We start from the raw sequence: 22,836 nt of genomic DNA on the forward strand, positions 1-22,836 counted from the left end.
AGGCCTTAGCCGCAACGCACTCTCATGCCGATGTGGGTGCTCGCTGGCAAATAACCAAGCAACACCCGCTGAACGCAGCACGTGACCGCAGGCGTCCGGGTTCGATCAGTAAACTATGTATCGTCTGCGTGGCCGACGACGTGATCGTATTTCAGTTCGCGATTATCGAACGCCTCGCGGGTCCCTTCCAACACGTCAATCGTTTGCATGCCGATGCCGTGGTGAGCCAGCGATCCCGACGAGTATCTGAAGGATCCTTCTGCAAAGGTCGCCGTGATCAACTGATCAGCGTCGCCAACGATGGCCAGGTTTGGGTTGTGCGTAACTGCCACCACTTGCCTGCGTGCAATCGCACTCCGGAGGGCCGGGATGAGGAGGTGACGCACAGTCTGGTTGTCAAGATTTTCCTCTGGCTGGTCGAGCAGGAGCGGGCGATCCGAGGCGTCGACCAGCAGGTAGAACATGAGAAGTACAAGACCCCGCTGGCCTGGTGAAAGTTCAGACAGTTCGCGTCCCGAGGACCGGATCACGTACTGGCCGTCCAGCCAGCGCAGCCCGTAGAGCGCTGAGAGCAGGTCATCGGCCTTGTGCGCAGAGCGCATGATCGACGAAAGCGTTCTCGAGGATCCGTCGTTTGCGCCCTTCTCAGATGCAAGCCGGGCTTCGATCCTGTGGAGAGCGCTAAAGAGCCCATCGGCAGAACTCAGATCGGCTCCGTCAAGGAGGACGTCGCGATCACCAGCATCGGCGACCTCAGGGAACTCGCCGAGCCTTTGCCTGTTCACCATTTCGATCCATGAGATCAAGAAGTCGCGAGGTCTAAGCTCAACTCCAAACTCCAAACCTACCTGCTGACACAGTTCACTACCGGCAACAAACTCGGTTGCACCGGCATACGCCTCGCGTTGGGCGCCAAAGATCTCCATGAAGGCGTCGTGTACCTCCTGAAACGAGGCCCGAAGCTGGGCGCGTGCGGCAGCATACTGCTGCGGGATCGTGTCGCGCTGCGCCACGAGAGCTTGTAACCCGAGCATCGAATCGGCCTTGCTTGCGTCTCCGATCAAGTGCAGCCGCCGTTCGTCTAAGTCAGCCAGCACGGCGAGGTCCGCTTCGGTCCCAGCAGCGTGTTCCCGGAGCTTCTCGTCAATTTCTGCGATCTCTCGACTCGCCGTTGTGGTTTGCACGATGATCCCGACCGTCGGATCCCCTAGCTCCGACTGCCGTGTTCGACGTTGTTCCTCGATATCTCGAACCGACCGGTCGAGCAAATCGTGGCTGATCGTCGACTGGAAGAAAGCTGCAACATCAACGTCAAGGAGAGGCGCCAGACTGTTGGCATGCCCTTCCGCAACCTTAACAGCGTCCACCAGTCGCCTACGAACATCATTGATACTTCGCAACCGGCTGGTGGACTCGGCGATTAGCTTCGTGAGCTTCTTCTGTGCAATTTGCAGACCGTCACGCCGACGCACAGACTCGTCACGGCGCTTCGAGAGATCTTCGGTGACTGTTCCAGCGAGTCGATGCCGTTCGTCTAGCGAGGTCTTCAGGATTCCGATCTGCGCCTCGACGGCAGCTATCTGCTCCTGAACAACGGCTAGTCGACTGTCGAGATCCAGCGCCAGCAGCCGACCCTGGTCGGTTTCCAAATCGATCACCGTCGTGGCCGCCGCATGCAGACGCCCCCGGGCGGTTGCAAGCTTCTCCCGCGAATACTTTGATTGTCGGTCGACGAAGTCGCGGAGGGACACTGCATCTCCGCGGTCAGTGGCAGGCACATGCCGAAAGACGACCTGCTCGATCTCGCGCTCGAACTGCCGCTTTTCGACGCTGTCCGGGTCGGCCGAGCAGACGCGCTCGATGAGAGACTGTGGCAGGTAGTCGACGCGAACTGGCTCGCTCGGAACAAACGCCTGGTCGAGCAGGATCTCGCGTGACGTGCCATCTTGCCATTCCAGGACGGCCTCGTACTCGCGTGCTTCCCGGCCACGGTTGCGTAGGAACCGTGTGTCCGTCAGGAAGGAAAAGTCGTCGTGCCGATCGCTGTTGGCTGAGGCAGCTATGACATCTAGCAACGCTGACTTGCCCTGGCCTTTGTTGCCAAGTACGACGGTGAAACCGGGGTTGAGTGGGACTTCGCAGCCAAACAGCGAATGGCCTTCGGCCCGGTTGCCCCTCTTTCGAATGCTGACTCGATCGATGATCGAGTCAGGCTTAGTGGCTAGGCGGTCGAGGACCGTCGGCCGCGGAGCGACTGTCACGCGATCGTCGTATTCACGTAGCGCGTGGCGAAGACCCTTGAAGGTTGGGTCGGCGTTGATCCACGTCAGGCAGTTCCCGAGGCGATCCTTTTCCGAGCTGGCCGTCCATGTGTGAGCGTCGCTGCAATCGATTAGTTTGCTGTTCACACGCTTCTCCGTGAGGGCAAGACGGCTCGCCACAAATTCATCTCGACTGGCTGCTGCTGTGAAGACGGCGTCCGCCGTGTTCAGGAGTGTCTTTTTGGTGGCGATCGACTGATCATTCCATTTGATGGAAGCCCATTCGGTCTTTCCGACGGCGAGAATTACGCGGGATTCAAGCAATGTGTTATGCCTGACCGCATCCACGGCTCGATCGAACGGCACACAGATGCTGTTGAACCCTTCCTGCCTATTGCTTCCGAAGCGTGACAATTCCGATTTCGGCACTTGCCCTTTGATCTTTGCGCCGAGGTCCTCCATGGACTCAAGGCTTACCGCTTGACTCCACTCCTGATACGGGTCGTCGTCGTGGAGCCGGTAGGTCGGCCGCAGCGGCCCAATCAACTGAGTCTTGATCACCTCAACCTGCAGTCCCGGATCGCAGATGAAGTGGAGGTTGATCCTTCGAAGTTTTCCCTCGGTGCCACCGAAATTGTCGCACCGAATCTCCAGTACGGGGAAAACCGCCGCCAAATTCGGCAGGTGGCCTGATTCGAACTCCCGACGAACGCGTTCGTAGCCGTCGAGAAACCAATAGTCGTTGATCCCGATGACGCTGAGATCGGGCGGGAGTGCCGCGAGTTCGGTGAGAAATCGATCCCAGGGGTCAGCGCCACTGTAGCGATGATGGAGGGATTCCGGCGTATGCACATGAAGATCCCACATCCGCCACTCGGTCCCGCGCTCGAACAACGTCTTCGGCCCCTTTGCTTACGTCACATAAAGCGAGATCGGTTCTATCACCTCGGCAACCGCCGCATCCGCCATGTCCATTTTGCGCTTTATATGCGTGTTGCTCCGAGAATTAGTGAAAGAGACTCGTATAATTACGAGCATCGCTGGTGTTGTCCCTAGAGGTTTCACCACTCTGGTGGCCACGCAGTTGGTCGAGGGTGGCAAACGCCAGCGTTCGATCGCTCCACGAAAGATCGAGCATTCGGCTGAATTATTAGCCGTTAAGGCGAAAGTCTCTCTGTAACGAGACTCTCGTGCCGTCGAGGCCGCTGCTGTCCCGAGCCGGTGAGCGGAGGGCGTTGGTGCGGGCAGCGCCGACTTTGACGGTCCGGCGGCATCCGCTTCTGCCCGACTTCCACCCGTGCCGTCGGCACAGCGCGGGTCTGACCTCGCGCGGGCCGCGCACGGCGGAGGCGGTGGTGGACCGCACCCCGGTTCGCACACCGCCACATACGAGCGACGATTTCCTGTCATGCGAACCACGTATCCGCAGGTTAAGAGCGAGATCAAGTCATTGGGTGGAGCCAGCGGGGCTCGAACCCGCCTTCGAGGGCTGTTGATCTATCGACCGACGGCCCCGATGCCGGCCGGCGAGGCAGACCCAACGCGGGCGTTGGGTCTGCCTCGCGCCCACACGCACCGCGCCCACCAAACCGTGGGGCGTCCGGGGGTCGCCCCCGGAATAGGAATGACAAATCCCCACCCAAACCCTGGCCGCGCAGCGGACAGGGTTTGGGCAGGGATTTGTGGGGTCGGCGGGACTCGAACCCGCACTGAAACGGACCTAAACCGTTTGCCTCCTGCCAATTGGGCTACGACCCCGGGGCGCGCACCAGCGCGTGCGCCCACGACATTCTGGCGTACGAACGTACGGCTTGCTAGTCGAGTCCCAGGTCGCGGCGCAGCTTGGCGACGTGGCCCGTGGCTTTGACGTTGTACAGGGCGTGCTCGATGCGACCCTTCTCGTCGATCACGAAGGTCGACCGGATCACGCCGGTGATGGTGCGGCCGTAGGACTGCTTCTCGCCCCAGGCCCCGTACGCGGTCAGCACCTTCTTGTCCTCGTCGGACACCAGCGGGAAGGTGAGCGCGTCGTGTTCGCGGAACTTCGCCAGTTTTGCCGGCTTGTCCGGGGAGATGCCGACGACCTCGTAGCCCGCGGCCTGCAGCGACGCCAGCGAGTCACGGAAGTCGCACGCCTGCTTGGTGCAACCGGGTGTCATCGCCGCCGGGTACGCGTAGAGGACCACCTTCTTGCCGCGCAGGTCGGCGAGCGTGAGCGTGTCGCCGGTGTCGGTGGGCAGGGCGAAGTTCGGTGCCTCGTCGCCGGGGCTCAGGCGTTCGGTCATGCGCCCGACTCTACCGCCGGCGACCCGGAGGTCTCGTCGTGCGCGGGGCGGCGGGCCGCGGGCAGCGGTGGGCGCTCCGCCGACGCCCGCATCCGGAGCGCGGCCGCGCCGGCCACACCGGCGCCGGCGGCGATGACCACTGCTACCAGGAGCCGGCCGAAGAAGCCCGACCACGGCACGGGTACGACTCCGTTGGTGAACGCCGCCGCGTTGCTGACCCCGGCGAAGATGGCCACGCACACTCCGGCCAGCGCCAGTGCGAAGTCGGCGGCCGGCCGGCGCGTCAAAGCGAACACCGCCGCGGCCACCGCCGCCAGGCCCGTCAGCACCGGCCAGATCTGGCCCGCGAACAGCCCGCCGAGCACCGTGCCGAAACCGGAGTTGCCGGCGTCGACCTCCCGGCCGACCGAGTAGACCACCGCGGCCACGCCGCCGACGACCGCCACCGATGCCAGCGCAGGGAGCACCCACCGGGCCGGCGCGCCAGGCAAAGGAGCAGAGCGCACAGTCAGAGAAGAGGCCAACCGGCGCAGCCGACCGATGAGCCCTAGGAAGGCCACCGCCAAGGCGGCCACGACCACCCAGGTCCACCAGAGCGCGCCCGACGGCGGCGGCACCCAGTCGAGTGTGCCGCGCACCTCGAGCGTGTGGACCCCGTCCACGCGCAGCGGCACCACCCAGTCCCGGACCCGCTGCGGTCGGGTCGGGGCGGCGGCCACCGACGGCGGCGGGGTCGAGAGCATCCAGTGCGAGCGGTGGTCGTGCCAGCGGACCACCGGCACCGTCGACGCCTGGCGCCAGGTCGGGGGCAGTGTCGGGTCGGCCATGGGTGGCAGCGTGGCCTCACCGGTCAGCGTGGCGTTGAGGTAGACGGCCGGGGAGTGCACGTTCTCGTACACCCCGTCCGGCCGTACCTCCAGGTAAGGCTCGTTCTGGTAGCCGAGCACCTCGACCGTCGTACCCGTGTCGTTGGTGAGCTCCAACCGGGCGCCGGCCTCGACCGCGCGGACGCGAAGTCCCGTCGCCGCCGGGCTGACCGCCGTCACCACCGTGCGGTAGTCGGTGCCGTCCGGTGCGTCCGCGCCGTGCGCCCAGGCCGGCGAAGCGGACACCATCACCGCAGCCCCGCCAAGAGCAAGAGCAAAAGCCAGCACCCGCACCGTGGAGACCCTACGCCGCGTTCACGGCAGCGACGATCGCGTCCGGCGTCGGGTTCGGGATCACCTGGTTGTTGACCACGACGGTCGGTGTGCCGGTGACGCCGGCCTTCGCCGCCGCGTCGGTGATCGAGGCGACCCATGGCTTGTAGCGGCCCGAGTCGATGCACTGACCGAAGCTGCCCTGGTTGAGGCCCATGCCGGTGCCGATCGAGATCAACTGGCTGTTGGACAGGCCCGCGCTGCCCTCGGCGGGCTGCTGGGCGTACAGGGCGTCGTGGTACTCCTTGAACTTCCCGCCGTCGGCGGCACACGCGGCGGCCGCGGCCGAACGGGTCGAGTACTCGGTGGTCGACGCCGGGTCCAGGTACGCCACCGTGTTGTAGGTGACCTTGATCTTGCCGTCGTTGACCAGGTCGGTGATCGCCGAACCGCTGGTGGCCTCGAAGTCCTTGCAGTGCGGGCAGATGAAGTCCTCGTAGAGCTGGACCTGCACCGGGCCGTTGCCGAGCGTCTCCCCGCTGGTGGTGGTGGCCGAGGCGGGCGCGACCAGCGGGCCGGCGTCGGAGCGCTGGCTCTGGTAGACCCCCCACCCGATCAGCCCGGCGATCACCAGGATGGCCACCGCCGCGATCGAGACCCACAACGTGCGCTTGCGGCGACGTTCGGCCGCGAGCTGTTTGCGGACGACCTTGGCGGCGCTCTTGTCTTGTCGACGTTTGCTCATGTCGTGCCCTCCAGCCACCTGTCGATGGACAACCGGGTGCGGGGCCAGACGAGAAGGAATGCGGCTAGGACCAGGAAGCCGATGTCGCGCGCGATCTCAGGCGCGTAACTGGGACTCTGACCCGCGGCGAGTTGGCCCCCCGAGCCGAAGCAGCCGCAGTCGATGGACAGTCCGCGTGCCCACGCGGACGAGATGCCGGCGATGAAGACCAGGAGCAGCGCGGACGAGATGGCGGCGGCCGCGCGGGTGGCGAGACCGACCACGAGCAGCACGCCGAGGGCGATCTCGACGAACGGCAGGGCGGCCCCGATGACCTTGGCAACTTCAAAGGGCATCACCTGGTACGCGTTGACCGCGCGCCCCGAGCCGGCTAGGTCACCCACTTTGGCGGCGCCGGCGAACAGCCAGACGGCCGCCAGGCCGAGCCGCACGAGAGTGCCTAACCACGGCCGCAGGCCCGGCCAGGTCACGCCACTAGTCAACGTCGTCACGCTCATATAGTCGCCCCGTATCGTGCAAAGGTTCCAATGCTCAGCTTTTTCCCAGTTTTCTGATAGCTGGGACTCAGCTTGTGCCCGCCTCGTCCAGCACAGCTACGAGCTCCGCCCGGGCACGCGCGACCCGCGACCGGATCGTGCCGACCGGCACCCCTTCCACCTCTGCCGCCTCGGTGTAGGAGAGGCCGATGAGCTGGGTGAGGATGAACGCGCTCCGGCGGTCGGCGGGCAGCTTGCGCAGCAGTTCCGTGCTGGCGAAGCGCTGGGCCGGGTCCGGCTCCGCGCTGGCCATCACCGAGCGCTCGGGCTCCGGATGCGCCTCCAGTCGCGACCGCAGCCGCCGGCGGCGGACGACCGAGCGCAGGTGGTCGGCGCAGGCCCGGCGGGTGATGCCGAGCAGCCAGGTGCGGACGCTGGATCGTCCCTCGAAGTCGGGCAGTGCCCGGAACGCCCGCAGATAGGTCTCCTGTGCCAGGTCGTCCGCGGCGTCCGGATCGACCAGAGCCGCGGCGAGCCGCCAGACCTCGGTCTGCGTCGCGCGGACGAACGCGGCCTGTGCCACCGGGTCACCGCCTCGCGCGGCGAGCGCCCAGCGGGTAGCGGCGTCAAGATCGATGCCGACGCTCGCGGAGGGCACGGCCTCGGGCGCGCGCTGGGCGGGTATCACGGCAACCCAATGTACGCGCCCGACCCCTTCTCGCGGCTGCGCCACGGACGCCGTGTCGAGCACCACCCCAACCTGGGAGATTGCCGGGAACCAATCACTGCTCGCGAACGACTACCTGACCATGATGTGCGAGCACGTCCGGGGAGCGCTGTCAGCGCGCCTCGATGGGGAGGCGGTGTCGATCCCCACCGCGGAGATCGACGCGCATACCGCCACCTGTGCCGGGTGCCGGGCCTGGCTGACCAGCGCGCAGCGGCTCGACCGCCTGGTCAGCGCCACCCCGGCGACGGCTCCGGACCTGACCGCGAGCGTGCTCGCCGCGGTCGCGGCCGACGAGCGCCGGCGGTCCGACGAACCCGCCGGTCGCCGCCAGGTGCTGCGGATCGCGGTCGGCGTGCTCGCCCTCGCCCAGCTCGTCTCCGCCGCGCCGGCGCTGTTCGGCGCCGAGGGCGCGGTCGGCGCACACGCCACCCGGGAGATGGCGTGCTTCGACATCGCGCTCGCCGTCGGCTTCGCGCTCGCCGCGCTGCGCCCCGAGCGGGCCCGCGCGCTGCTGCCCATCGCCATCGTCCTGGCCCTCTGCCTGGCCGTCACCAGCGCCGTCGACGTGGCGGGTGGGCGCGCCGCCGCCGTCCACGAGATCGGCCACCTGGCCGCCGTCGTGCAGGCCGCCGCGCTGTGGGCACTGGGCCGCGGCGCCTACCGGAACACCCCGCTGACCACCGCGGCCGCGGCAGGTCGCGGGTGAGCAAGGTCGTCTCGCGGCTCGTCATCGTCGCCGCGCTGGTCGTCGGCTGGGCGGCACTCTTCCTCGCCCCCGCGGCACCGGCCAGCGCGCACGCGGTGCTGGAGAGCACCAGCCCCGCCGCCAACTCGATCGTCCCGGCCGCTCCGCCCGAGGTCGTGCTGACCTTCAGCGAGGGTGTCCGGCAGGTACCGGACAAGATCCACGTGGTGGCGCCGGACGGTTCGCGCGCCGACACCGGTGCGCCGGTGTTCGCCGACGCCTCTGTCCGGATCCCGCTGAAGTCGGGCGGCGCCAACGGCACCTACCTGGTCAACTACCGGGTGATCTCGGCGGACAGCCACCCGATCGCCGGTGCCTTCACGTACTCGGTCGGCGAGCCGTCGGCCGCGCCGACCGACAGCAACGCACCCGCGATCGAGGAGAGCACCTTCCTCAAGATCGCGTTCCCGATCGTCAAATACCTCGGGTACGCCGGCCTGGTGCTGCTGGTCGGCCCGGCCATGGTGCTCGCACTGCTCTGGCCGCGCCGACTGTCCCGCGCCGCACCGAGCCGGCTCGCCTGGCTCGGACTCGGGCTCGTCGGGCTTTCCACGGTAGGTGAGCTGTTCCTCCAGGCGCCCTACACGACGGGTGGCAGCTACTTCGACGGCAGCGCGTTGCGGGACGTGCTCGGCAGCACGTACGGCACCGCGCACCTGATCCGGCTCGGCGTGCTGGCGGCCGCGGCCTTCCTGCTCCGCCCGCTGCTGTCCGGCCGCAGCGGGGTCGCGGACCGCGCGCTGCTCGTCGTGCTCGGCGTGATCGGGCTGGCCACCTGGCCCATCTCCGGCCACCCGGGTGCGTCCCCGGTGCCGGCGGTCTCGGTCGTGGTCGACATGGCCCACCTCGCCGGCATGGCGGTCTGGCTGGGCGGGCTGGTCATGCTGTTCGCCTTCCTCTTCCGCCAGGCGGCGCCACGCGAGCTCGGCGCGATCCTGCCGGTCTGGTCGCGCTGGGCGACGCTCGCGGTGACCGCGCTCTTCCTCGCGGGGGTCGTGCAGGCTTTGGTCGAGGTCTCGACGATCAAGGCGCTGTACTCGACGACGTACGGGCAACTGATCATCGCCAAGGTCGTGCTCTTCGCCGTGGTGCTCGGCGTGGCCGCGTTCTCCCGCAACCAGGTCCGCAAGCACGCGGAGCCGGACGACCCGCGCCCGTTGCGCAAGGCCGTCCTGATCGAGATCGCCGGCATCGCCGTCGTGCTCGCGCTGACCTCGGTGCTGGTGCAGACCACGCCGGCCCGCACCGCGTCGGCCACGGCCACCGCGGGCGCGGAACAGCCCGGCTACTACTCGGCCATGATCACGACCAGCCCGAAGTTCAACCTCCAGGTCGAGGTCGATCCCGCCAAGCAGGGCAACAACGACATCCACCTGTACGCGTACACGAAGGACAACCAGCCGCAGGTGGTCGTCGAGTGGACGGGCACCGCGTCGTTGCCCTCGGCGGGCATCGAGGCCATCGACATCCCGTTGCTGGGCCTCGCGCCCACCCACGCCAGCGGTGCGATCCAGCTTCCCCGAACCGGGCAGTGGGAGCTCAAGTTCACCGTCCGGATATCCGACATCGACCAGGGCACGGTGACCGCCACCGTGCCTGTCACGTAGGAAGGCTCACCAATGATTCGCAGCCGGCTGGCCAAGGCCGCCGCCCTCAGCGTCGGCGCCGTCGTGGTCGCCCTCGGCGTCGCCGGACCCGCGTTCGCGCACGTCACCGTCAACCCGAAGGAAGCCACGCAGGGCGGGTACGGCCGCGTGGCTTTCCGGGTGCCCAACGAGAGCGACACGGCGTCGACCGTGAAGCTCGAGGTGAACCTGCCCGAGGACGCGCCGGTGGCCTCGGTGTCGACGATGCCGGTTCCGGGTTGGACGGTGGCCGTCGAGAAGCGCACGCTCGCGACGCCGCTGACGGTGCACGGCAGCCAGGTGACCGAGGTGGTCGGGAAGCTGACCTTCACCGCGGCGGCCGGTGGCGGGGTCAAGCCGGGTGAGTTCCAGGAGTTCCCGGTCTCGATGGGCCCGCTGCCCGAGAAGGACCAGATGATCTTCAAGGTCCTCCAGACGTACTCGGACGGCGAGATCTCCCGCTGGATCGACGAGCCGGTCGAGGGTGGCGAGGAGCCGGAGCACCCGGCGCCGGTGCTGAAGCTGGCTGCTGCGGCCGACGAGGCCGCTCCGACCACCGGGCCGACCGTTGCCGCCGTCGCCTCGTCGTCCGACGACTCTTCGTCGGGCACGGCGACCGGCCTCGGCATCGCCGGTCTGGTCGCCGGTGTGCTCGGGCTGGTGCTCGGTGGTCTCGCGTTCATGCGCGCGCGGTCGTCGTCCGCCTCGTAACTCGTTTTCCGGCGAAACCCGCCGGTCCTGGGCTTGTCCCCGGACCGGCGGGTTTTTCTTTGTCCGCGTGCCGCGCCATCTGCGTCGTGTGTTCGGATCGTCACGTTGGGTACAGTTTGTCCGGTAACGCGATCAAGGGGGAGACGCTGATGCGGGTCGTACGCACGGTCGCCGGTCTGGTGTTGCTGACCATCGGACTGCCGGTGCTGCTGGTCGGCGGTGCACTGTGGACACTCATGCAACATCGGGACGCGGGCGGCGCGTTCAGTGGCTCCCTGGAACAGGTATCCACGGCCGGGCGCGCGATCGTCGTGCCCGACGTCGACACCCTGCTCCGTGAGGACGCCGCGTTCGTCCGCGCCGGCGACACCCGGATGCGGTTGACCGTCCCGGGGGAGACCTTCCTCGGCCTCGCGCCCGCCGCCGAGGTGCGCGCGTACCTGGCCGGTGCGGCGTACTCCCGGGTCGACGCGGTCACCGTCGCCCGCGGCGACCTGCCGGTGCGGATCGCGCCGGTCGACGCACAGGGGCTGGCCGGCCCCGCCGCGTCCGACGTGGCGCCCGGCAGCCAGTCGTTCTGGACCCGTCAGGGCAGCGGCACGCTCGAATGGACCGCCGACGAGGTCGACGGGCGCGAGGTCAGCCTGGTCATCATGCGGGTCGACGCGACACCCGGCCTGACCGTCGACGTGCGGGCGTCCGCGACACCCGGTTGGCTCGTACCCGCCACCTGGACCCTGGTCGCCCTCGGCGCACTGCTGCTCGCCTCCGGGATCGTCGCGCTGGCCTGGCCGGTCCGGTCGCGCGAGGTGGTCTTCGTGGTCGACCCGAGCCAGGTCCCGGAAGTCTCCGCCCGGCTCAGTGGGCTCGAGGGCCCGGCCGGTCCGCCGCCGGTCTGGCCGGCGCTGCCCGCGGCCGAGGTGTCCGAACCGCTCCCGGTGCTGGCCGGCGACGAGCCCCGCCCGGCCGACGGTTCCTGGCCCGAGTGGCCCTCCGACAGCACGCCGGGTCGCCCGGCGACGCTGGCCGACGCGCTCGCCGGCGCCGGCAAGACCGTGCCGCCGCCGCCCGGCCCCGCGTGGCCGCCGGCCCAGCCCGGCCCGTCGGCCTGGTCTCCGGACGCGGACGGCGCCCAGGTCCCCGCGCCACCGAACGCGTGGCGCCGCGCCGAAGCGGCCCGGCTCGCGGGTCTGCCCGCGGTCACCGCCGCGGCGGCGCAACTTTCGGTCGAGTCGGTGCCGACCTCGGGCGCGCCCGCCGGTGCGGCGACCGCGATCCCGACGACCCGGTCCACGCAGGCCGAAAACGAGTCGGGCCCGCGCACACCAGCACCCCGCGCCGAGGCGGACGCCGACCAGGACGGCTCGCCGACTCCGGGCGTGGCCCACCTGCGCTCGGTCAAGACCGACGGCACCGAGCGCCCGGCCGGCAAGCGTGGGTCGCGGACGGCCACGAAGAAGCGCCCGGTCGTCTTCGTCGACACGGCGGTCGAGCCGACCGGGGAGAGCCCGGACCGCCCGGTCGTCGCGACCCGCACCCGCACCAAGTCGGCACCACAGCCGCGGGACGCCGCCAGCCCGCAGACCACGACGACGCAGGCGCCCACGCCCGCATCGAACGACACCGAGCAGCCGGGAATCGCGGACCTGGCCGAGCAGCGGGCAACCATCGCCGAACCGGCGACCGAAGAAGCGAAGGAACCGGCGACGGCGGACGTAGCCGAGCCGCAGGCGACCATCGCCGAACCGGCCTCCGACGACGCGGAGCGGTCGGCGATGGCGGATATGGTCGAGCGGCGCAGGACCACCGCCAGGTCGGCGACCGACGAAGCGGAGCGGTCGGGGATCGCGGACGTGGTCGAGCGGCGGGTGACCACCGCGGGGGCGGCGACCGACACGGAGCGGCCGCGAATGGCTGACGTGGTGGAGCCGCAAGCGTTCAGCGCCGGTGACGCTCAGGTTTCCGGCGATGTGTTGGCCGGCCTCGAGTTGCCGGCCACCGCGGCCGAGCCCGCGGTGGCCAAGCCGGCGAAGCGCAAGCCGCGCCGGACGGCGGCGACCGCCGGCACCGCACCGGCCCTGCTGACCGAGGCCGAGGTGGCAGGCGGCGCGACAGCCGCACCGAAGGCCGCCAAACCGACGAGGGCCAAGAAGCGCGTCGCCGACGCCGGCGCGGAGCCGACCACGGTCGGCACGGAGGTCATCGAGTCGACCGGCTCGGATGCGGACCAGACGGACGCCGAGCACGGCGCGGCCTCGGCCGGCGCTCCGGTCGGGACCGGCGCCCTTGTCGGCACGACCGGCGACCCGGCACCGGACGCGGCGGCGGCGGCCAAGCCCGCCCGCCGCACGACCCGCACGAAGAAGGCCGCAGACACGGAAGCCACGGCCCAGCCGGCCAAGGCGACCCGCACGCCGAGCCGGAAGACGGAGGCCGCGGTCGAGGTGCCCGTCGCCGAGGCCAAGCCTGAACCGGCAGCGACGGGTACTCCTTTCGGGGGAATGATCGGCACCACCGCGCCGGCCAAGGCGCGGCGGCGGAAGACCGCAGCCGGGTTGCCGGCGCCCGAGACGACCGACGCGGGACCGGCGCACACCGCGGTCGCCGCACTGGCGGCCAAGCGCCCCACCACGACCCGGCGCCGGCCTAACACTCGCCCGACCGACCAGGCGAGCTAAGGAGAACCCGGAAAAACAGAGCGTCCCTTCGCGCTGCCGACGCGAAGGGACGCTCTCACCGGGGGAACGGTGTAACTGGGAGAACTTGATCTGTTAGTGCCAGTTTAGCCCTTCCGGTGCCAACTAGCTAGGTCTGTCCGATTCTGGGCGTATCTGGTGCTGGGCTGCGCGCCGGCAACAGAGCTACCAGGGCGAGCGCGGCCAGCACGTACAGGTTCCGCAGCAGGAAGTCGCCGACCGAGCGGGTCGGGACCGGGTCTATGCCCCAGTCGATGAACGTGTTCACGCCGTACAGGGCGACCGCCAGGGTCCCGCCGGCCAGCGCCAGGTCCCGCCGCCGCCCGGAGTCGACCAGGACGACCAGCGCGGGCACGAACCAGAACACGTGGTGCGGCCAGGTGATCGGGCTGACCAGCGCCCCCACCAGGCCGGTCAGCGTCAGCCCGGAGAGGTCGTCCCCGGCCCGGAACGCCCGGGCCGCCCGCCACATGCCGAATCCGGTGACCGCCAGGGCCAGCAGCAGCCACCAGATCTTCGCGGGCTCGTCGGGCGCGACCAACCTGGCCAGCAAACCCTGCAAGGACTGGTTGCCCGTGTAATCCGTGCGGCCGACCCGCTCGGTCGAGAACAGCGACGACGTCCAGAACTGCCACGAGTCGTGCGGGGCCACCGCCGCCGCCAGCAGGGTGGCCACGACCGCGGTGCCGGCCGACACGGCCGCTTCCCGCCAGCGGCGGGTGACCAGGAAATACAGGATGAAGATGCCCGGGAACAGCTTGATCGCCGTGGCGAGGCCGACCCCGGCGCCGGCCCAAAACCACTTCCGGGGCACGGCGTGGCAGAAGTCGGCCAGGATCAGCAGCACGAGCACCATGTTGATCTGACCGAAGAAGAACGTCTCGCGGCTCGGCTCCACCGCCAGCGCCACGGGGAAGAGCAGGCCGGCGAGCAGCCAGCGGGGCAGGCCGCGGCGGTCGGCGACCGGCGCGGTCAGCCACCAGGCGGCCACCGCCACGGCGGCGACGGTGAAGACGCAGAAGAACCCGATCGTGAACCCGACCGGCACAAGAGCGAACGGTCGGAGCAGCAGCGCGGCGAAGGGCGGATAGGTGAAGTACAGCTCACCCTGGACCCGGTCCGGCTGGGCGTAGTCGTAGAGCGGGTGGCCGTCGGCCCACCAGTGCATAGCGCTCACGTAGATGCGCAGGTCGAAGAAGTCGCGGCGGGCCGCGTACACCCAGATGAACGCCACCGCCGCGGCGGTGAGCGCGATCACCACGGCGATCCGCCGCGCGGTGCTGGGGTTGATCTTCATAGGTGGGGCCGCTGCCTGCACGCCCGGCAGCCTAGTGGAGGCTCACCGGCCCTTGCCTGCGCGTAGGCTGTCGATCGTGGCTGATCTTCTGGTCTGGATCGACTGTGAGATGACCGGGCTTGACCTCGGCAAGGACGCGCTGATCGAGGTCGCGGCGTTGGTGACCGACCCCAACCTGAACGTTTTGGGTGAGGGGGTGGATCTGGTCATCCACGCCTCCGACGCGCAGCTCGACGGCATGCCCGACGTGGTCCGGGAGATGCACGGCAAGTCCGGGCTGACCGAGGAGGTACGCCGGTCGGCGGTCACCCTCGAACAGGCCGAGGACCAACTCCTGTCCTACATCACGACCTACGTGAAGGACCCGCGCACGGCGCCGCTGTGCGGCAACTCGATCGCCACCGACCGCGGCTTCCTCGCCCGCGACATGCCCCGGCTCGACGCGCACCTGCACTACCGCATGATCGACGTCTCCTCGATCAAGGAGCTGTGCCGGCGCTGGTACCCGCGGGTCTACTTCGGCCAGCCGGCCAAGGGCCTGGCCCACCGCGCGCTCGCCGACATCCGGGAAAGCATCCGCGAGCTGGAGTACTACCGCCGGACGGTCTTCGTCCCGCTGCCCGGCCCGGACGTCGAGACCGCGAAGGCGATCGCCGCGGAGCTCTGACGGCACCCTGTCGACGTGACCGGGTGGGCTATGGCTATCATTAGTCGGCGCCTGATCCGGCGGATTGCCGGAGCGGGTCGACATGGTGGCTGTAGCTCAGCTGGTAGAGCACCGGGTTGTGGTCCCGGTGGCCGCGGGTTCGAATCCCGTCAGTCACCCCAATTCGTGCGACGGCCCGACCGGGTTTCCCGGCCGGGCCGTTTCGTTTGTGATCAAGCGGTGATCGCTCCGGGACAGCGCCGATGGGCGGTCCGTCATACCGTTCGGCGGTGACCCAGCCACCCCCACCGCCGGGCACGCCCGCACCCGGCTACGGCCCCCCGCCCGGCTACGGCCCCGTCCCGCCGAAGCAGCCCCCGGTCTGGCCGTGGCTCGTCGGCGCGGCGGCTGTGTTCGTCGTGGTCCTCTGCCTCGTCGCGGGCGGCCTCGTGCTGGTCTTCCGCGACGGCCGCCCGTCCGCGACGGCGCCCGCACCGGCGTCCGACCGGTGGGAGTCGGCCGAGCCGATGCCCCGGATGACCCCGGAGCCGAGCCTGCCGGAACCGCCCCGGGTGATCGGGCGTGACGTGACGGTCAGTGGGCGGGGCAACAAGACTGTCGAGGTCGCGCTGGAACCCGACGCCGCCTATGTCGCCACGATCACCCACGACGGCACGTCCAACTTCATGGTCGAAGGGGTCGACGCGGCCGGCCGCTCGGTCGACCTGATCGTCAACGCGATCGGCGACTACGCCGGTGACCGCCCGGTCGGCCTGGGCGGAGGACGCCGGCCCACGGCGGGCTTCAAGGTGCGCGCGACCGGCACCTGGAAGATCGTGCTGCGCGACCTGAGCAAGGCACCGGCGTTCACCGGCGAGGCGTCCGGGCGCAAGCCCGCCGTGTTCCGCGTCACCGACGCGGAGGCACTCGGGCGGCAGATCACCGCCACCCACTCCGGCCGGGACAACTTCGTCGTCCGCGGCTACGGCGACGACGACCGGCCGGGCCTGTTCGTCAACGAGATCGGCCGCTACCGCGGCAAGCAGCCCTTCCCAGCGGACACACAGGTCATCGAGGTCGACGCGCAGGGCGGCTGGACTCTCCAGGCGGCGTAACTTCGAAATCATGGACATTCGCGGGATGAACTACGACACCGGGATGGCGCTCGACGACTTCCACACCCGGCCGGTGTTCGACGAGGACGCGGTGCGCCGGGACATGGCGGCCATCGCCGGCGACCTGCATGCCACGGCGGTGCGGATCTCCGGCGACGACCCGGACCGGATCCTCGCCGCCGGCCGGCACGCGGCGGCGGCCGGCCTCGACGTCTGGTTCTCACCGTTCCCGTACGACCTCGGCGCCGACGAGCTCGTCGACTACCTGACCGGCGCGGCCGAGCGGGCCGAACTGCTGCGCCGCGAGACCGAGCGCGAGGTGGTCCTGGTGCTCGGCTGTGAGATGACGTTGTTCTGCAAGGGTTTCGTGCCGGGCGAGGGGCTGCCCGGCCGCACGGCGACGATGACCGACCCACGGACCTGGGCGACCGAGGAGGGCCGGGCGCCGCTGCTGGCCGGCTTCCAGCGCGCCCGCGACACCCAGCGCGAGACGGTCGCCGCCGCCCGGAAGCTGTTCGGTGGCCGGCTCACGTACGCGTCGGGTGCCTGGGAGCAGGTCGACTGGGACCAGTTCGACATCGTCTCGGTCGACGCCTACCGCGATGAGGGCAACGCCGCGCGGTACGCCGAGGAGCTGCGCGCGTACCACCGCTTCGGGCGTCCGGTGGTGGTCACCGAGTTCGGCTGCTGCACCTATCGGGGCGCGGCCGACCGCGGCGGTCTGGGTTGGACGATCGTCACCGAGGACCGGACGATCCCCGCGGACTACGAACGGCACGAGGCCGAGCAGGTCCTCTACCTGCACGAGCTGGACGCCGTGTTCGAGGCGGAGGGGATGGCCGGCTCGTTCTGGTTCACCTTCGCCGGCTTCGAGCTGCCGCACCGGCCCGACGACCCCGCGCACGACCTGGACCTGGCGTCGTACGGACTGGTCGCCATGCGCCCGGACGGCGGCTGGGAGCCCAAGCTCGCCTTCCACGCCGTGGCGGCGCTCTACGGCGGTCAGCCGGCCAGGTAGGCCTCGGTCAGCCGGCTCGGTGCCTTGGCCAACCAGGCGTCGACCAGCGCCGTCTCGACCGTGGCCAGGTCGACCTCGGAGAGCTGGATCAGCACCGCCGCGTACCCGTCGAAGTGCGTGATGGTGAAGATGCCGGGCGTGCCCGCGGCGAGCACCGCGTCCTTCTCGGCCAGGTCACCCACCGCCGTCGCGACGATCGGGCCCTCGGGCACCGGCTCGTCGCCGTAACGCTTGAGGTCGGCCTTGCTGAACGGCCGCTCCCAGGCGAACACCTTGCCCGCCACCGACCAGGCGCGGTTGCCCCGCCTGTCGACCACGGTGGTCTCCGGCAGCCGCGCCGCGAGTTGGGCCACGTCGTCCAGGGTCACCATGCGCGAACGGTACGGCAACCCTGAGCGACAGCGCGCCCCTTAGGGCATGGTGTCGCCGCCGCCGGTGCGGCGCTGTGCCTCGTCGACGCCCTTGTCGGTCTTGTCGCTGTACTTGCCGCCGGTGCGCTCGTCGAGCTTGTCACCGCCCTTGTCCAGGCCCTTGTCAACCTTGTCGTCGTGCTTGCCCATCATGTCCTTGATGCGGTCCATGAATCCCATGCCGGCCGTCTTCCCCGGCCCGTGCGGGCCAAACCGGCGCCCACCGTGACCTGCGGAAAAATGCGAGAGATGATGCGACTGGGGCTCACGTAGCATCCGGGCATGGCCCGAACCACCCACCGCGGCGCGTGCCCGCTGGACTGCCCGGACACCTGTGTCTGGCAGCTCACCGTCGAAGACGGCAAAGCGGTCGAGATCCGCGGCGACGCCGATCACCCGTTCACCAGGGGCGCGCTCTGCGGCAAGGTCAACCGCTACCTCGACGCCGTCAACGGACCGGACCGGCTCACCCAGCCGATGGTCCGGGTCGGCCCCAAGGGCGCCGGCCAGATCGCCTTCCGCCCGGCCACCTGGGACGAGGCGCTCGGCCGGGTCGCGCAGGGCCTGTCCGCCAGCATCGACCGGCACGGGCCGGAGTCGGTCCTGCCGTACTACTTCGCCGGCACGATGGGCGCGGTCCAGGGCTACACGATGGGCCAGCGGCTGTTCGCCCACCTCGGCGCCAGCCGGCTGCGCACCACGATCTGCACGGCCGCTGCCGGTGCGGCGCTCGACTCGCTCTACGGCGGGATGGTCGGCTTCGAGCCCGAGTCCATCGTGGAGGCCAAGCTGATCCTGCTGTGGGGTGCCAACCTGCTCTCCACGCACTTGCACCTGTGGCCGTTTGTGCAGGAGGCGCAGCGGCGCGGCGCCTATGTGGTGGCCGTCGACCCGCTGCGCACCGACACCGCCGGCCGGTGCGACGCGCATGTCGCGCCGCTGCCCGGCACCGACGGCGCGTTGGCGCTCGGCTTGATGCGGCACGTGGTCGACGCCGGCGCGGTCGACCACGAGTGGCTCGATGCCCACGTCGACGGCTGGCCGGCGCTCGCGGAGCGGCTCGCCGACTGGCCGGTGGAGCGGGCCGCCGCCGAGTGCGGGCTGGACCCGGCGGTGCTGCGTGACCTCGGCGACCGGATCGCCACCAGCCGGCCGACCGCGATCAAGGTCGGCCTCGGCCTGCAACGGCACGCCGGCGCCGGCCAGGCGATCCGGGCGATCTGCGCGTTGCCGCTGGTCACCGGCGACTTCCGCTATCCGGGAGGCGGTGCGCTGTGCATGACCTCCGGGCACTTCCCGGACAGCGAGATCGACGTCGCGCGCCCGGCCGACCTGCCACAACCGTCCGCCCGCGGGATCAACATGAGCCGCCTGGCCGCCGTGCTCACCGGTGAGGCTGACCCGCCGGTGACCTCGCTGGTGGTCTTCGACACCAACCCGGCGGCGACCGCGCCGGACCAGAACCGGCTGCGCACCGGCCTGCTGCGCGCGGACCTGTTCACCGTCGTGCTGGAGCAGCGCTGGACCGACACCTGCGACTACGCCGACGTGGTGCTGCCGGCCACGATGCAGCCCGAGCACCTCGACCTGGTCAGCTCGTACGGACACCACTACACGGCACTCAACCTGCCGGCCACGACGGCGCCGGGCGAGGCACTGCCCAACACCGAGATCTTCCGCCGGATCGCCGCGGCGATGGGCCTGACCCACCCGAGGTTGCGCGAGAGCGACGAGGAAATCGTCCGTCAGCACCTGGCCGGCGGCCCGGTGACGTTCGAGGAGCTGACCGAGCGCACCTGGGCCCGCACCACCGGGGTTCCGGTCGGCAGCGCGCCGTTCGCCAAGGGCGGCTTCCCGACCCCGACCGGGCGCGCCCGGCTGCACGACCCGGCGCTGCGCGCCGTCGGCGTCGACCCGCTCGTCGGCTACACCCCGCCGGCCGAGAAGGACACCGTCGGGCTGGTGTTGATCGCGCCCGCCGGTCGGTTCTTCCTCAACTCCACCTTCGCGTCGCTGCCGTGGCACGAGAAGAAGATGGGCCAGCCGCGGATCCACCTGCACCCGGCCGACGCGGCCGCCCGTGGGCTCGCCGACGGCGCGGCGGTCAAGGTTCACAACGCCAACGGCTCCTTCGACGCGGCCGTCGCGGTCGACGAGACTACCCGGCCCGGCGTCGCGTTCACCTTCAAGGCCTATTGGGCCAAGCGCAGCCCCGGCGGGAACACTGTCAACGCGGTCACGGCCGTGCGGGACGCCGACCTCGGCGGCGCACCGACGTTCCACGACATCCGCGTCGAAGTGACGGCCTGCTGAGAGGGGCTTGTGCACGTGTGGTTCTGGTTGGCCGGCGCGATCGTGTCCGAGGTCGTGGCCACGCTGTCGCTGCGCGCTTCGGCCGGGTTCACCCGGCTGGTGCCGACGGCGATCCTGGTGGTCGGCTACGGCTTCGCCTTCTACGGCCTCTCCCAGGCGCTGAAGCTGGGCATGAACGTCAGCGTCGCGTACGCCGTCTGGTCGGCCGTCGGTGTGGCGCTGATCGCCATCATCGGAGTGCTGTTCCTGCACGAGTCGCTTTCGCCGCTGCAGATCGGCGGCCTGCTGCTGATCATCGCCGGCGTGGTCGCCCTGGAGCTCGGCCGTTCGGGCAACCACGTCTGATACCCCGGTGGCGCGCCGGGCATAGGGTTCGGGCCATGACCGAGTACGTGGACACCGGCCGGGTCAAGCTCGCCTGTCGCACGCTGGCCGGGCCGCCCGGCGCCGTGCCGATGGTGCTGCTGCACGGCGGCGGGGGCGACGGCACCAGCTGGGACCAGTTGGCACCCCGCTTCGCCAAGGACCGCCCGGTGTACGTGCCCGACCTGCGTGGCATGGGCGCTAGTGAACGCTCCGGCCCGTACGGGCCGACGGTCTTCCGCGACGACCTGCTGGCCATGCTCGACCGGCTCGGCCTGGATCGGGTCGTGTTGGTTGGTCATTCGCTCGGCGGCATCGTCGCCCTGCTGACCACGCTGGCCGCGCCCGAGCGGGTCGCCGCCCTGGTCCTGGAGGAGTGCCCGCCGCCCGTGCCGTTGGGCATGCCGGTGCCGACCGACCTGCCGGAGTCCGCGCCCTTCTACGACCGCGAGGTCCGCCCCTCGGTGTGGGCGACGCTCAACTCCCCGGACCCCGCGTGGTGGCAGGGCCTGGCCGGGATCAACGTGCCGGTGCTGGTCGTCGCCGGAGGCCCCGACAGCTTCCTGCCGCAGGACAAGATGGCCGAGATGGCGGAGCGGATCCCGGCCGGTGAGTTCACCACCATCCCGGTCGGCCACGTCGTGCACCCGAACGCGCCCAACTCGTTCGCCGACGCGGTCGAGACGTTCCTGGCCGGCCGATGAACAACACGACGCGCCGGGGCACCGCGATCGGTGCCGGCGTCGCCATCGTTCTGACCACCCTGCTCGGCATTCTCGTGGTTGATCGGCTCCGCCGCCCCGGCCCGCGCCCGCTGTTCCAGATGCCCGTGGCCTGTGGTGAGACGTGGCGGCTGTCCACCTATCCGGGCCACGACGACTTCGACGTCGACCTGTTCCCCACCGAGGGCGACTCGTGGGGCCGTCCGGTGCTGGCGTCCGCCGGCGGCACGGTCACGGTGTCGGGCATCAACGGCGAGCTCGGCGGGCGCACCAAGAAGAAGCCGAACGGACCCAAGGGTCGCGGCGGCGGCTACTGGGTGAAGATCGACCACGGTGGCCGGTGGGAGACGCAGTACCTGCACATGCTGGAGCCGCCGCTGGTCAAGGTCGGTGACCAGGTCGCGCCCGGGCAGCAGATCGGCAAGGTCGGCAGCACCGGCAACTCCGGCGCCCCGCACCTGCACCACGAGCAACGCCGGGCCGGCGAGAAGATGGAGACCTGGTTCGGCGGCGAACCCTCCGGCATCACTACCGACGACGAAGAGGTCGAGCTCGAGCGGGTCAGCGCCAACTGTCCCTGAACGCCGCCACGGCGTCGGCTGCCTGGGTCGCGGCGCGTTGGGCGGTCTGGCGGGTCGCGCCCGCGAGGTGCGGGGTGAGGACGACCCGGGGTGCGGTGCGCAGCCGGGAGTCGGCCGGCAGCGGCTCGGCGTCGAACACGTCGAAGGCCGCGGCGCCGAGGTGCCCGGACTCCAGCGCGTCGACCACCGCGGCATAGTCGAGCAGCCCGCCGCGGGCGGTGTTGACCAGCACGGCTCCGGCCGGCAGGCGGGCCAGCTCACGCGCGCCGATCATCCGTGCGGTCTCAGCCGTCAGTCGAGCGTGCAGGCTGACCACGGTGGACCGGTCGAGCAGCTCCGTCAGCTCCACGGAGGCGACGTCCGCCCAGGGGTCGTGCACCAGCACCTCGGCGTCGAAGGCAGCCAGGATCCGGCCCACCCGCCGACCGATCGCGCCGTAGCCGACCAGCCCGACCGTGCTGCCGGCCAGCTCGCCGCCGACCTGGTCGAGGGCGTAGAGGTCGCTGCGCCAGGCTCCCGCGCGTACGCCCGCGTCCCGTTCCGGGATCTGTCGCAGCGCGGCCAGCATCAGCGCGATCGTGTGCTCGGCGGCGGCGACCGCGTTGCGTCCCGGCGTGGTCCGCACCGTGACCCCCGCCGCCTCGGCCGCCTCGAGGTTGACGTTGACCGGCCCGCCACGACAGACCACCAGCAGTCGCAGCGTGCCGGCGGCGGCGGCGAAGACCCGGGCCGTGAACGGCGCCATCTGCGTGACGGCGACCTCGACCCCGGACAGCGCCGCGATCAGCTCGGCCTCGTCGCCGGACGCCTCGTCGACCTCCGCCACCCGGCCGTACGGCGTGAGCGGCCAGGGCAGCAGCAGCGTTCGCGGGTCGACGTGCGGGCCGACCCGGTCACGCAGCGCGGCAGTGAGCAGGTCGTTGGTGACGAAATGATCTCCGGCGACGAGTACGCGCAT

At 70.1% G+C, this 22,836-nt stretch carries 21 protein-coding genes and 2 tRNA genes; 12 read left to right on the forward strand and 11 right to left on the reverse strand.

All coding sequences use genetic code 11. The features are described from left to right. Positions 1 to 113: 113 nt before the first annotated feature. The 7 genes from BLV39_RS07950 to BLV39_RS07980 all read right to left on the reverse strand — a co-directional run bounded on the left by BLV39_RS07950 (position 114) and on the right by BLV39_RS07980 (position 7,594). Positions 114 to 3,155: a TrlF family AAA-like ATPase gene (locus BLV39_RS07950; protein WP_342342453.1), complete on the reverse strand. Its 3,042-nt coding sequence runs from the start codon at positions 3,153 to 3,155 to the stop codon at positions 114 to 116. Positions 3,156 to 3,944: 789 nt separating this feature from the next. After that, positions 3,945 to 4,019, reverse strand: a tRNA-Leu gene (locus tag BLV39_RS07955). Positions 4,020 to 4,075: 56 nt separating this feature from the next. Beyond that, on the reverse strand, positions 4,076 to 4,546 hold the full coding sequence (gene bcp / locus BLV39_RS07960; protein ID WP_089245846.1) for a thioredoxin-dependent thiol peroxidase: 471 nt from the start codon (positions 4,544 to 4,546) through the stop codon (positions 4,076 to 4,078). Then, the gene (locus BLV39_RS07965; protein WP_176984804.1) at positions 4,543 to 5,706 is read right to left on the reverse strand and encodes a hypothetical protein; all 1,164 of its coding nucleotides are present in this window, start codon (positions 5,704 to 5,706) and stop codon (positions 4,543 to 4,545) included. The genes bcp and BLV39_RS07965 overlap by 4 nt, the downstream gene beginning before the upstream one ends. 10 nt (positions 5,707 to 5,716) lie before the next feature. Continuing rightward, the gene (locus BLV39_RS07970; protein WP_090788871.1) at positions 5,717 to 6,430 is read right to left on the reverse strand and encodes a DsbA family protein; all 714 of its coding nucleotides are present in this window, start codon (positions 6,428 to 6,430) and stop codon (positions 5,717 to 5,719) included. Further along, positions 6,427 to 6,927, reverse strand: coding sequence for a MauE/DoxX family redox-associated membrane protein (locus BLV39_RS07975; RefSeq protein WP_090788873.1), 501 nt, complete (start codon positions 6,925 to 6,927; stop codon positions 6,427 to 6,429). Before BLV39_RS07975 ends, BLV39_RS07970 begins: the two co-directional genes overlap by 4 nt. 67 nt (positions 6,928 to 6,994) lie before the next feature. Next, complete coding sequence (locus tag BLV39_RS07980) at positions 6,995 to 7,594, reverse strand: sigma-70 family RNA polymerase sigma factor (protein ID WP_090788875.1); 600 nt, start codon at positions 7,592 to 7,594, stop codon at positions 6,995 to 6,997. Positions 7,595 to 7,718: 124 nt separating this feature from the next. Here BLV39_RS07980 and BLV39_RS07985 point away from each other — a divergent pair, with 124 nt between their 5' ends. The 4 genes from BLV39_RS07985 (at position 7,719) to BLV39_RS08000 (ending at position 13,395) form a co-directional block, all read left to right on the forward strand. Next, on the forward strand, positions 7,719 to 8,342 hold the full coding sequence (locus BLV39_RS07985) for a zf-HC2 domain-containing protein (protein WP_275414271.1): 624 nt from the start codon (positions 7,719 to 7,721) through the stop codon (positions 8,340 to 8,342). After that, entirely contained in the window at positions 8,339 to 9,988 is a 1,650-nt protein-coding gene (locus BLV39_RS07990) for a copper resistance CopC/CopD family protein (protein WP_176984805.1), read from the forward strand. The genes BLV39_RS07985 and BLV39_RS07990 overlap by 4 nt, the downstream gene beginning before the upstream one ends. 12 nt (positions 9,989 to 10,000) lie before the next feature. Next, positions 10,001 to 10,717: a YcnI family protein gene (locus BLV39_RS07995; protein WP_090788879.1), complete on the forward strand. Its 717-nt coding sequence runs from the start codon at positions 10,001 to 10,003 to the stop codon at positions 10,715 to 10,717. A gap of 149 nt (positions 10,718 to 10,866) precedes the next feature. Then, positions 10,867 to 13,395: a hypothetical protein gene (locus BLV39_RS08000; protein WP_143049676.1), complete on the forward strand. Its 2,529-nt coding sequence runs from the start codon at positions 10,867 to 10,869 to the stop codon at positions 13,393 to 13,395. Positions 13,396 to 13,522: 127 nt separating this feature from the next. Here BLV39_RS08000 and BLV39_RS08005 read toward each other — a convergent pair whose 3' ends face one another. Next, entirely contained in the window at positions 13,523 to 14,710 is a 1,188-nt protein-coding gene (locus BLV39_RS08005; protein ID WP_090788882.1) for a glycosyltransferase 87 family protein, read from the reverse strand. Positions 14,711 to 14,786: 76 nt separating this feature from the next. Here BLV39_RS08005 and orn point away from each other — a divergent pair, with 76 nt between their 5' ends. The 4 genes from orn (at position 14,787) to BLV39_RS08025 (ending at position 17,489) form a co-directional block, all read left to right on the forward strand. Further along, the gene (gene orn / locus BLV39_RS08010) at positions 14,787 to 15,377 is read left to right on the forward strand and encodes an oligoribonuclease (protein ID WP_275414269.1); all 591 of its coding nucleotides are present in this window, start codon (positions 14,787 to 14,789) and stop codon (positions 15,375 to 15,377) included. 85 nt (positions 15,378 to 15,462) lie between these two features. Continuing rightward, positions 15,463 to 15,538: transfer RNA gene (locus BLV39_RS08015), tRNA-His, on the forward strand. A 108-nt stretch (positions 15,539 to 15,646) separates the two neighbouring features. Continuing rightward, positions 15,647 to 16,471, forward strand: a complete 825-nt coding sequence (locus BLV39_RS08020; RefSeq protein WP_143049677.1) for a hypothetical protein — start codon at positions 15,647 to 15,649, stop codon at positions 16,469 to 16,471. Between the two features lie 10 nt (positions 16,472 to 16,481). Further along, the gene (locus BLV39_RS08025; protein ID WP_090788888.1) at positions 16,482 to 17,489 is read left to right on the forward strand and encodes a glycoside hydrolase family 113 protein; all 1,008 of its coding nucleotides are present in this window, start codon (positions 16,482 to 16,484) and stop codon (positions 17,487 to 17,489) included. On the opposite strand, the gene BLV39_RS08030 is transcribed toward BLV39_RS08025, so the two are convergent. Beyond that, complete coding sequence (locus BLV39_RS08030) at positions 17,474 to 17,860, reverse strand: MmcQ/YjbR family DNA-binding protein (protein ID WP_090788890.1); 387 nt, start codon at positions 17,858 to 17,860, stop codon at positions 17,474 to 17,476. The two genes, BLV39_RS08025 and BLV39_RS08030, sit on opposite strands and share 16 nt — an antisense overlap. 39 nt (positions 17,861 to 17,899) lie before the next feature. Then, complete coding sequence (locus BLV39_RS08035; RefSeq protein WP_090788892.1) at positions 17,900 to 18,079, reverse strand: antitoxin; 180 nt, start codon at positions 18,077 to 18,079, stop codon at positions 17,900 to 17,902. A gap of 102 nt (positions 18,080 to 18,181) precedes the next feature. Between BLV39_RS08035 and BLV39_RS08040 the strand changes: the two genes are divergently transcribed. From BLV39_RS08040 to BLV39_RS08055, 4 genes are read left to right on the forward strand one after another with little or no spacing between them, the layout of a single operon-like run. Then, a complete protein-coding gene (locus BLV39_RS08040) occupies positions 18,182 to 20,212 on the forward strand; it encodes a molybdopterin-containing oxidoreductase family protein (protein ID WP_090788894.1) in 2,031 nt (676 codons plus the stop codon). Between the two features lie 15 nt (positions 20,213 to 20,227). Continuing rightward, positions 20,228 to 20,557 carry a DMT family transporter gene (locus BLV39_RS08045; protein ID WP_090788896.1) on the forward strand — a complete coding sequence of 110 codons (330 nt, stop codon included), beginning with the start codon at positions 20,228 to 20,230 and terminating at the stop codon, positions 20,555 to 20,557. Between the two features lie 35 nt (positions 20,558 to 20,592). Further along, positions 20,593 to 21,279 (forward strand): alpha/beta fold hydrolase, encoded by a 687-nt coding sequence (locus tag BLV39_RS08050; protein ID WP_090788898.1) that lies wholly within the window; start codon positions 20,593 to 20,595, stop codon positions 21,277 to 21,279. Next, a complete protein-coding gene (locus BLV39_RS08055) occupies positions 21,276 to 21,878 on the forward strand; it encodes a M23 family metallopeptidase (RefSeq protein WP_090788900.1) in 603 nt (200 codons plus the stop codon). Before BLV39_RS08050 ends, BLV39_RS08055 begins: the two co-directional genes overlap by 4 nt. On the opposite strand, the gene BLV39_RS08060 is transcribed toward BLV39_RS08055, so the two are convergent. Next, positions 21,859 to 22,836, reverse strand: a complete 978-nt coding sequence (locus BLV39_RS08060) for a 2-hydroxyacid dehydrogenase (RefSeq protein ID WP_090788902.1) — start codon at positions 22,834 to 22,836, stop codon at positions 21,859 to 21,861. The two genes, BLV39_RS08055 and BLV39_RS08060, sit on opposite strands and share 20 nt — an antisense overlap.

It is taken from the genome of Asanoa ishikariensis (assembly GCF_900107455.1).
GTDB lineage: Bacteria > Actinomycetota > Actinomycetes > Mycobacteriales > Micromonosporaceae > Asanoa > Asanoa ishikariensis.

What these genes read in the sequence shown, in the direction of transcription:
- bcp (WP_089245846.1), bottom strand. Translation starts at nt 4,546, where the DNA reads ATGACCGAACGCCTGAGCCCCGGCGACGAGGCACCGAACTTCGCCCTG.
- BLV39_RS07970 (WP_090788871.1), bottom strand. Translation starts at nt 6,430, where the DNA reads ATGAGCAAACGTCGACAAGACAAGAGCGCCGCCAAGGTCGTCCGCAAA.
- BLV39_RS07975 (WP_090788873.1), bottom strand. Translation starts at nt 6,927, where the DNA reads ATGAGCGTGACGACGTTGACTAGTGGCGTGACCTGGCCGGGCCTGCGG.
- BLV39_RS07985 (WP_275414271.1), top strand. Translation starts at nt 7,719, where the DNA reads ATGTGCGAGCACGTCCGGGGAGCGCTGTCAGCGCGCCTCGATGGGGAG.
- BLV39_RS07995 (WP_090788879.1), top strand. Translation starts at nt 10,001, where the DNA reads ATGATTCGCAGCCGGCTGGCCAAGGCCGCCGCCCTCAGCGTCGGCGCC.
- BLV39_RS08000 (WP_143049676.1), top strand. Translation starts at nt 10,867, where the DNA reads ATGCGGGTCGTACGCACGGTCGCCGGTCTGGTGTTGCTGACCATCGGA.
- BLV39_RS08005 (WP_090788882.1), bottom strand. Translation starts at nt 14,710, where the DNA reads ATGAAGATCAACCCCAGCACCGCGCGGCGGATCGCCGTGGTGATCGCG.
- BLV39_RS08025 (WP_090788888.1), top strand. Translation starts at nt 16,482, where the DNA reads ATGGACATTCGCGGGATGAACTACGACACCGGGATGGCGCTCGACGAC.
- BLV39_RS08030 (WP_090788890.1), bottom strand. Translation starts at nt 17,860, where the DNA reads ATGGTGACCCTGGACGACGTGGCCCAACTCGCGGCGCGGCTGCCGGAG.
- BLV39_RS08035 (WP_090788892.1), bottom strand. Translation starts at nt 18,079, where the DNA reads ATGGGATTCATGGACCGCATCAAGGACATGATGGGCAAGCACGACGAC.
- BLV39_RS08040 (WP_090788894.1), top strand. Translation starts at nt 18,182, where the DNA reads ATGGCCCGAACCACCCACCGCGGCGCGTGCCCGCTGGACTGCCCGGAC.
- BLV39_RS08050 (WP_090788898.1), top strand. Translation starts at nt 20,593, where the DNA reads ATGACCGAGTACGTGGACACCGGCCGGGTCAAGCTCGCCTGTCGCACG.
- BLV39_RS08055 (WP_090788900.1), top strand. Translation starts at nt 21,276, where the DNA reads ATGAACAACACGACGCGCCGGGGCACCGCGATCGGTGCCGGCGTCGCC.
- BLV39_RS08060 (WP_090788902.1), bottom strand. Translation starts at nt 22,836, where the DNA reads ATGCGCGTACTCGTCGCCGGAGATCATTTCGTCACCAACGACCTGCTC.